Origin of the sequence: Actinoplanes sp. NPDC048791 (assembly GCF_040650095.1) — a bacterium.
Lineage (GTDB): Bacteria > Actinomycetota > Actinomycetes > Mycobacteriales > Micromonosporaceae > Actinoplanes.
The window spans coordinates 1-1,200 of record NZ_JBEZGQ010001658.1 but is presented as its reverse complement, the minus strand read 5'-3'; the positions used below and the strand labels follow the sequence as shown (position 1 = coordinate 1,200).

Annotated in this window: 1 protein-coding gene; it reads right to left on the bottom strand. The window is 72.2% G+C overall.

Annotation, left to right across the window (positions count from 1 at the left end):
• Positions 1–1,093, bottom strand: a 1,093-nt coding sequence (locus AB0C29_RS49380) for an NADH-quinone oxidoreductase subunit M (RefSeq protein ID WP_360835436.1), incomplete at its 3' end; no start/stop codon positions are given.
• Between the last annotated feature and the right edge of the window lie 107 nt (positions 1,094–1,200).

Here is a 1,200-nt window from a genome sequence, read left to right as displayed (position 1 = left end):
CGGTGATGACGCCGTGGGCCACGTTGCCGACCAGCGCGGCCTGCAGGCCGGTCGCGGTCAGCGTCGCGATGCCCAGCAGGACGAAACCCATGTGCCCGACGCTGGAGTAGGCGATCAGCCGCTTCAGCTCGGTCTGCCGCAGGCACACCAGCGACCCGACGAGGATCGCGGCGACGGCGAGGATGCCGAGCACCGGGGCGGCCCAGGCGGCGCCGAGCGGTGCCACTCCCACGCCGACGCGGATCAGGCCGTACGTGCCCATCTTCAGCAGCACGCCGGCGAGGATCACGCTGCCGACCGTGGGCGCCTCGGTGTGCGCGTCCGGCAGCCAGGTGTGCAGCGGCCAGAGCGGCGCCTTCACCGCGAACGCGACGGCGAACAGGGCGAACGCCGTGCACTGCACTGTGCGGGACAGGCCGGTGCCGCCGGTCAGCGCCAGCAGGTCGCCGGTGCCGGCCGCGATGACGACGGTGAAGACGCCCAGCAGGAGCAGCAGCGAACCGAACAGGGTGTAGAGCACGAACTTGCGGGCCGCGCGGCGGCGGTCCGGGCCACCCCAGCCGGCGATGACCGCGTACATCGGCAGGAGGACGACCTCGAAGAAGATGAAGAACAGCACGAGGTCCAGGGCCAGGAACGTGCCCAGGATGCCGACCTCGAGCACCAGCAGCAGCGCCGCCAGCGTCCGGCCGCGACCGCCGTCGGGCACCTTGGCCACCGTGTACGCGCAACAGAGCAATGTCAGCAGCCCGGTCAGCACCACCAGCGGGTACGAGATCCCGTCGACGCCGAGGTGGAAGTCGACCCCGAGCGACGGCACCCACGACGCGGACACGTCGATCCACGGCAGCAGAGCCGGCGGCCGGTCACCGTAGCCGAACCAGCCGTAGTCGGCGCTCGGCATCGCCAGCAGCGCGGTGAGCACGAACGTCACCGCGGCGAAGACCATGGCGACGATGCGGGCGCCCCGATCGATCCGCGCCGGCAGCAGCGCTACCACCAACGCGCCCAGCGCCGGCACCGCCAGGACGGCGATGAGCAGCACCTGCGCGAGTGAGCCGCCGCTGGTGACGTAGTCGCGGTAGGGGGTCATGAGGCTGCTCCGTAGATCGCCGCGACGACACCGAGCACGAGCGCGCCGGCGAAGACCGCGACCGCCGCCCGGGGCAGCGCCGCGCGGTGGGCGTTCGCCAGCACGAC